This is a genomic window from Micromonospora sp. NPDC051296 (genome assembly GCF_040682255.1).
Lineage (GTDB): Bacteria > Actinomycetota > Actinomycetes > Mycobacteriales > Micromonosporaceae > Micromonospora > Micromonospora craterilacus.
In genome coordinates this window covers 1-4,188 of record NZ_JBFBAO010000489.1, presented here as the reverse complement: position 1 = coordinate 4,188, position 4,188 = coordinate 1, and the positions used below count along the sequence as shown (strand labels likewise).

The 4,188-nt window shown below is 73.1% G+C and carries 6 protein-coding genes; all 6 read left to right on the top strand.

Features of this window, described 5'->3' with window-relative positions; translation table 11 throughout:
* Positions 1 to 111 precede the first annotated feature (111 nt).
* Positions 112 to 618 carry a hypothetical protein gene (locus AB0M52_RS31505; protein ID WP_363961243.1) on the top strand — a complete coding sequence of 169 codons (507 nt, stop codon included), beginning with the start codon at positions 112 to 114 and terminating at the stop codon, positions 616 to 618.
* Positions 619 to 815: 197 nt separating this feature from the next.
* Positions 816 to 1,439 (top strand): RNA methyltransferase, encoded by a 624-nt coding sequence (locus AB0M52_RS31500; protein WP_363961241.1) that lies wholly within the window; start codon positions 816 to 818, stop codon positions 1,437 to 1,439.
* A gap of 52 nt (positions 1,440 to 1,491) precedes the next feature.
* Entirely contained in the window at positions 1,492 to 2,208 is a 717-nt protein-coding gene (locus AB0M52_RS31495; RefSeq protein ID WP_363961239.1) for a TFIIB-type zinc ribbon-containing protein, read from the top strand.
* A gap of 116 nt (positions 2,209 to 2,324) precedes the next feature.
* The gene (locus AB0M52_RS31490; protein ID WP_007455302.1) at positions 2,325 to 2,483 is read left to right on the top strand and encodes a hypothetical protein; all 159 of its coding nucleotides are present in this window, start codon (positions 2,325 to 2,327) and stop codon (positions 2,481 to 2,483) included.
* A 6-nt stretch (positions 2,484 to 2,489) separates the two neighbouring features.
* Complete coding sequence (locus AB0M52_RS31485; RefSeq protein WP_363961237.1) at positions 2,490 to 3,368, top strand: PH domain-containing protein; 879 nt, start codon at positions 2,490 to 2,492, stop codon at positions 3,366 to 3,368.
* Between the two features lie 102 nt (positions 3,369 to 3,470).
* Complete coding sequence (locus AB0M52_RS31480) at positions 3,471 to 4,139, top strand: SigE family RNA polymerase sigma factor (RefSeq protein ID WP_363961235.1); 669 nt, start codon at positions 3,471 to 3,473, stop codon at positions 4,137 to 4,139.
* Positions 4,140 to 4,188: the final 49 nt, after the last annotated feature.

Here is a 4,188-nt window from a genome sequence, read left to right as displayed (position 1 = left end):
GTGGGGACCAGGTGCGCCGACGACCCGAAATCGCCGGCACCAGACACGGTGCCCGACGAGACCGCCGACAGGAAGAGTCTGCGCAGTGAGCGCGCGCAGCGGAGCACCGGCATGAGCCACTCCGTTGCCGGAGAGCCGCCCGCCGCCGGACGCCGCGCTGCGCCCACCACCGCTGGGCCGTACTCCGTCACCGAGTGGGAACTGCTCACCGACCTGCCGGGCCGGGTGATCGTGGCCGCGGCCCAGCCCGGCCCGGGGCGACCGCAGCGGGGCGTGGCCGCGGGCCTCGCCGGGCTGGACGCGGTGGCCGCCGGGCGGGCCTTCGACAGTGACCTGGTTCGGGCGGTGGTGGCCGCGATCTACGCCCGGCACGACGGGGCACCGTCAACGGCGGCGCAACTCACCGACCTGGTGGAAGTGCTCTCCGCCTGCCGGGCCGTGGCACGGGTGCTCGACCGCCGCGCCGACCCGGCCGACTCGGCGGCGTACCGGCAATGGGTGCAGTCGGTCGCGGCCCGGGTCTGCCGGTCGGTGCCGGCGGTGCTCCCGGGCGGCGCGTTGGCCCCGGCCGACCGCCGGCTCCTCGACCGCCTCGGCGGCGCGCTCGGACTACGCTAGCCACCCCTCCGGCCCACCTTGGCCCGCCTCGCTCCGGCCGTAGCAGGCCGTCTCCCAGCCGTGCCGGCCGCATTGCTCCGGCCGGGCCGGGCCGTCTCCGTGCCGAACGTCCCCCGGTCGTGCCGAGTGCCTCCGTTCGGCCATGTCGACCGGAGGCCCGGTCGGGGCCGGGGCGGCGGGGCGTACCCTGCGTGACCGTGACCGGTGAGCAGCTCGACGTCGGCGTGGGACCCTGGCCCGGAGATCCGCCCGACGACCCCCGCTACGACCCGGAGCTGCTCGCCGAAGGCGATCGGCGCAACGTGGTCGACCGTTACCGGTACTGGCGGCGCGAGGCGGTCGTCGCCGACCTGGACCGGCGGCGGCACGACTTCCACGTGGCGATCGAGAACTGGCAGCACGACTTCAACATCGGCACGGTGGTCCGCAACGCCAACGCCTTCCTCGCCGCCGAGGTGCACATCGTCGGCCGGCGTCGGTGGAACCGGCGCGGCGCCATGGTGACCGACCGCTACCAGCACGTACGGCATCACGAGACGATCGAGCAGTTCGCCGCCTGGGCGGTGGAACGCGACCTGCTGCTGGTCGGGATCGACAACCTGCCCGGCTCCCGCCCGCTGGAGACCACCACGCTGCCCCGGCGGTGCGCCCTGCTGTTCGGCCAGGAGGGTCCCGGCCTGTCGGACGCCGCGCGGGCGGCCTGCGACCAACTCTTCTCGATCGCCCAGTACGGCTCGACCCGGTCAATCAACGCCGGCGTGGCGAGCGGGATCGCCATGCACGCGTGGATCCGGGCCCACGCCGGGCCGCTGCCGGACTGACCCGGGCCGATCTGGTAGGGCAAATGGCGCCGCTCCGCTTGACGGCTCGCCGGTGCGGGGTGACGGTGGAGTGGTGACTGTTGCGGTGAGTTGTCCCAGGTGCGGCGGGTTGGTACGGCCGCCGGACCTGATGCACGCCGAGTCGCGCTGCGCCGACTGCGGGCCGGTCGCACCGCTGCACGTGCCCGAGCACATCGGCGCCGAGATCGTGGCCAGCGTCGTGGACCGCATCCAGGCCGCTGGGCAGCCGCAGCGGCCGGCGGTGCCGCTGTGGTGCCCGTGGCCGCTGCCGCCGGGGTGGACCACGACCGGCGTGGCGTGGGCCGGCGACGACCGGCTCGGGGTACGTGCCACCGCGGTCGCCTGTGCCGGCCCCGCGCCTCTCGGTGGCGGCCCCGCGGACCTGGTCTTCGTGGCCGAGGAACCGGGCGTCGGCCTGGGCGCGCGATACGCCGGGGTGCCGGGCCCGGACGCGGGGCCGGAACTGGCCGAGGCGCTCACCGACCCGGGGCCGGGGCATCCCGGGCATGTCGGGCGGGCGGGGATCCGGGTGGCCGGCCACCCCACTCCACTGTGGCTGGTGAGTTCGCAGACGGATCGAAGCGCGTACGCCGGCGAGGCTCGGGGAATGTGGCTGTATGCGATAGCCTGGCCGGCGAGCGCGGGGCATCTGCTCGCGGAGGACGTGGTGCTGCACGACCTGGTTGAGTGGACGCCGCCCGAGCTCGTGTACGGCGCACCGTCTCCGTACCTGCACGGGAAGGCTTGACAACCCTCCCGGAATGTCGGAGAACGGACGCAGATATTCACGGTAAGACACCACGCTGATACTCTGGGTGCCGCTGCGGTAATGGGACCCGGCGCCGCGCGAGAGGATGGCCCGCCATGGTCAAGAAGGTCCTCACCTGGGCCGGAATCGCATTCTTGATCTTCTTCGTCGCCTACCGGCCGAACTCCGCCGCGGACGTGTTCAAGTCGCTGGGCGGCGGCATCATGGACATCGCCCAGGGCTTCGGCGACTTCTTCACGAGCCTGGTCGCCTAGCCTCCGATGGGAAGCCCCTCCGGCCCGCCCTTCGACCCCGACGACCCCGACCGGGCCCGCCGGGAGCGTGACACCGAGCCGATCCCCCGGATCGACCCCGACGACGGGCCGGGTTACGGCTCCGGAGCCAACCTCTCCGACGGTCCGGCCTTCTCCGACGACGCCGGTTACGGCGACGGCCCGGGCTACGCCGGTGAGGGCCGGTCGGGGCGGGCCTGGGTGCGCGACCCCGAGGGCGGCTACCAGCCGCCACCGCAGATCTCCGAGGAGGAACTGGCCGGGCTGCGTGCCGACGCCAGCGGCATGACGCCGCGGCGGGTCCTGCCGCTGGAGGACGAGCCCAGCTCACTGGTCGCGCGCTACCTCTTCCCCACCGAGCGCTACCGGGGTGAGTGGAAGCGGCATTGGATCCACCTCGTCACGCCGATCATCATCGGCGTCGCCGCCACCTTCGTGCTCGGCTACCTCTCCGGCTTTCTGGCCGGGCAGAACGTCGGCGCGCTCACCACGGTCGCGGTCCTGCTCTGGTTCGCGGTGATGGGCTGGGTGGCCTGGCGGGTCGCCGACTGGTGGTACGACCGGTTCATCCTGACCAACAAACGGGTCATGGTGGTCAACGGCATCATCACCCGACGCGTGGCGATGATGCCCCTGGTCCGGGTCACCGACATGAAGTACGAACAGTCGCCGGCCGGTCGGGCCCTCAATTACGGCACCTTCGTGCTGGAGTCGGCCGGGCAGGAGCAGGCGCTCCGCGAGGTCAAGAACCTGCCCAACCCCAACGAGCTCTACCTGCGCGTCGTCGAGGAGATGTACGAGCCGCAGGCAGTCGAGGCGCGGCTGGGCAAGGAGCAGGACGAGGCCAAGGCCGACGACGGGGCCTGAAACTTTTCGACCGAACATCGGAGTCAGTGCGCACCTTTCGCCCTCGACCCGCTGGTGCGGCCATGGCAGGCTGCCGAGCAGGATCAGGAACGGAGGTGCAGCGTGGCGAGCAGCAACCCGCTGGAAGAGGAGTTCCGTGACTTCGTCACGGCTCGTTCCGGGGCCCTGCTGCGGACCGCGTACCTGCTCACCGGCGACTGGGGCACCGCGGAGGACCTGCTCCAGACCGCGCTGACCAAGACGTACCTGGCCTGGAAGCGCCTCGGCGGGATCGAGGCGATCGAGCCGTACGCCCGCCGTGTCATGGTCAACACCTCGACTAGCTGGTGGCGGCGCCGCTGGCACGGCGAGCGACCGACGGAGACGCTGCCCGAGCGCGCCGCCGCCGACGAGATCGAGCAGCAACTGGACCGTGACGTGCTCTGGCGGCACCTGCGCGCACTGCCCGCCCGGCAGCGTGCGGTGCTGGTCCTGCGCTATTACGAGGACATGTCGGAGGCGCAGACCGCCGCCCTTCTCGACATCTCGCCGGGCACGGTCAAGAGCCAGACCTCCCGGGCCCTGTCCACCCTGCGGCGGCGGCTCGGCGCGGACGAGGCGTTCGCGCTGCCCGGCGCGGAGGCCGTCGCATCCGGGCAGCTGGCGACCCGGCGTGGCGGGCGGGCGGCCGCCGGGGCACCGACGCCCGGCCGCCCCCGGCCGGCCCTCGGCGGGCGGGCCGGCGGCGCGCCGACCGGCGTCTCCCCCGACGGCGAGCCGCGGCAGAGCTGAACCGCCGCGACCTGCACCGGGTTCAGCACGTTGCTGACGTCGAAGACCC